This is a genomic window from Streptomyces sp. NPDC007162 (assembly GCF_040634175.1).
GTDB lineage: Bacteria > Actinomycetota > Actinomycetes > Streptomycetales > Streptomycetaceae > Streptomyces.
Map to the genome: position 1 here is coordinate 1 of NZ_JBEYFC010000792.1, position 2,933 is coordinate 2,933.

The following is a 2,933-nucleotide window of genomic DNA, read 5'->3' on the forward strand; positions in this document are numbered from 1 at the left end:
ATGAGCTGAATCAACGCCTGACCCGGCTCGTCGAACGTCACGCCCCACAGCTGCTCGTACCGGTGGGTATCGGTCCGGACAGCGCGGTCACTCTCCTGATCACCATGGGGGACAACCCCGAGCGGCTGAACACCGAAGCGTCCTTTGCTGCCCTTTGCGGAGTCAGCCCCATCGAGTACTCCTCTGGCCGTCGGAGCACGCGCCGGCTCAACTACGGCGGCGACCGGCAGGCCAACGCCGCCCTGCACCGCATCGTCTTCACCCGGCTGCGCCACGACCCGCGCACCCAGGCGTACTGCGAACGCCGCACCCAGGAGGGCAAGACCCGACGTGAGATCATCCGATGCCTCAAGCGATATGCGGCCCGCGAGGTCTTCAACCTGGTCAGACCGGTTTCCCGCACCCCTGCGTTATAGGGGCGTCCGTGAGACGTGAGAGGGTCTGGGGCGTGAGTGAGACACCCCCGAACACCCTGCAATACCGCTTTGACGGGCCAGAAGACGCTCCGGTCCTGATCTTGGGTCCCTCACTGGGTACCACATGGCACATGTGGGACCGGCAGATCCCGGAGCTGACCCAGCAGTGGCGGGTCTTCCGCTACGACCTGCCCGGGCACGGCGGCGCGCCGGCGCACCCGGCCGGTTCCGTCGCCGAGCTGACCGCCCGGCTGCTGCTCACCCTCGACTCCTTCGGCGTGCAGCGCTTCGGCTACGCGGGCTGTGCGCTCGGCGGTGCCGTCGGCATGGAGCTGGCCCTGCGGCACCCGGAACGGATCGCCTCGCTCGCGCTGGTCGCCGCATCGCCCCGGTTCGGGACGGCGGACGAGTTCCGCCAGCGCGGGGTGATCGTGCGGACCAACGGTCTCGACCCGATCGCCCGGACCTCGCCCGACCGCTGGTTCACCGGCGGTTTCGCCGCGGCGCAGCCCGCCATCACCGAGTGGGCCGTGCAGATGGTGCGCACCACCGACCCCGGCTGCTACATCGCCGCCTGCGAGGCGCTGGCCGGCTTCGACGTCCGCACGGAGCTCGGCCGGATCGGCGTGCCGACGCTCGTCCTGGTCGGCTCGGACGACCAGGTCACCGGCCCCGCCGAGGCCCGTACCCTGGTCGCCGGGATCCCGGACGCCCGGCTCGCGGTGGTACCCGGCGCCTCCCACCTGGTCCCCGTCGAGCAGCCCGCCGCCGTCACCGACCTGCTCGTCCGGCACTTCTCCACCGCCTGGCAGCCCGCCTTCGACTCCACCACCGGCCAGATGGCCATTCCGGCCGCCCCCGCCCAACCGGTGCCGGCCGCCGGACCCCAGGTCGTGCTCCAGCCCACGCCCCAGGTGGCACCCCAGGTCAAGCCGATCGCCGAGATCGCCCCGGCCGCCGCGGCGCCGCAGCCGTTCGGCCGGCCCGACCCGTACGACGCGGGGCTGAAGGTCCGCCGGGAGGTGCTCGGGGACGCGCACGTGGACCGGGTGCTGGCGCAGGCCGACGAGTTCTCCGGGGACTTCCAGGACCTCGTCACCCGCTACGCCTGGGGCGAGATCTGGGACCGGCCCGGACTCGACCGGCGTTCGCGCAGCTGTGTCACGCTCACCGCGCTGGTCGCGGGTGGCCACCTGGAGGAACTGGGCTTCCACGTCCGGGCGGCCCTGCGCAACGGTCTGACCCCGGACGAGATCAAGGAAGTGCTGCTGCAGGCGGCGGTGTACTGCGGGATGCCGGCGGCGAGCAGTGCCTTCCGGGTCGCCCAGCAGGTCATCCGGGAGGAGACCACTCCCGAGGACTGAGGGCCGCCGTGGGGGCAGGATGGTCACCATGAAGCTCACCAAGAAGTCGCATGCGTGCGTGCGCCTGGAGAAGGACGGGCGCACGCTCGTCCTCGACCCCGGCGGGTTCAGCGAGCAGGACGCGGCCGTCGGCGCGGACGCGATCCTGGTCACGCACGAGCACCCCGACCACTTCGACGAGGGCCGGCTGCGGGCGGCGCTGGAGGCCGACCCGGCCACCGAGGTCTGGACCCTGAAGTCCGTCGCCGACCGGCTCGCGGCCGCCTTCCCGGGCCGGGTGCACACCGTCGGCCACGGTGACGCGTTCACCGCGGCCGGCTTCGACGTCCAGGTGCACGGCGAACTGCACGCGGTGATCCACCCGGACATCCCGCGCATCACGAACGTCGGCTACCTGATCGACGACGGCAGGCTCTTCCACCCCGGCGACGCCCTCACCGTCCCCGACCGCCCCGTGCAGACGCTGATGCTCCCGGTGATGGCCCCCTGGAACAAGATCTCCGAGGTCATCGACTACGTCCGCGAGGTGAAGCCGCAGCGCGCCTACGACATCCACGACGCCCTGCTCACCGATCTCGCCCGGCCGATCTACGACCACCAGATCGGGGCCCTGGGCGGCGCGGACCACCGGCGGCTGGCGCCGGGGACCTCGGCGGACGTCTGAGGCAGGTTGTCAGAGGCGCCCGGTAGGTTGTCAGGCATGCGCATCGCGACCTGGAACGTGAACTCGATCACCGCCCGCCTGCCGAGGCTCCTGGCCTGGCTGGAGAGCAGCGGCACCGACGTGCTCTGCCTCCAGGAGGCCAAGGTCGCCGAGGAGCAGTTCCCGTTCGGGCCATTGCGCGAGCTGGGCTACGAGGCGGCGGTCCACGCCACCGGCAGGTGGAACGGCGTGGCGGTGCTCTCCAAGGCCGGCCTGGAGGACGTCGTCAAGGGCCTGCCCGGCGACACGGGCTACGACGGCGGCGTGGAACCCCGCGCGATCTCGGCGACCTGCGGCCCGGTCCGCGTCTGGTCGGTGTACGTGCCCAACGGCCGCGAGGTGGACCACCCGCACTACGCGTACAAGCTCCGGTGGTTCGAGGCGCTCACCTCGCCCTGCTGGGTGCGCCCGCCGAGGAGGCTCTCCCCGAGGCGGCACCGGGCCCTCGGC

Annotated in this window: 4 protein-coding genes; all 4 read left to right on the top strand. The window is 71.9% G+C overall.

Annotated elements, in window-relative coordinates; all coding sequences use genetic code 11:
* Positions 1 to 416 (top strand): IS110 family transposase (locus ABZ646_RS43995; protein WP_360532663.1); only part of this gene is annotated, 416 nt, incomplete at its 5' end.
* Positions 417 to 448: 32 nt separating this feature from the next.
* A complete protein-coding gene (pcaC, locus tag ABZ646_RS44000; protein WP_360532666.1) occupies positions 449 to 1,780 on the top strand; it encodes a 4-carboxymuconolactone decarboxylase in 1,332 nt (443 codons plus the stop codon).
* A 28-nt stretch (positions 1,781 to 1,808) separates the two neighbouring features.
* Positions 1,809 to 2,444 (top strand): MBL fold metallo-hydrolase, encoded by a 636-nt coding sequence (locus ABZ646_RS44005; protein ID WP_360532669.1) that lies wholly within the window; start codon positions 1,809 to 1,811, stop codon positions 2,442 to 2,444.
* 36 nt (positions 2,445 to 2,480) lie between these two features.
* Positions 2,481 to 2,933, top strand: a 453-nt coding sequence (locus ABZ646_RS44010) for an exodeoxyribonuclease III (RefSeq protein WP_360532672.1), incomplete at its 3' end; no start/stop codon positions are given.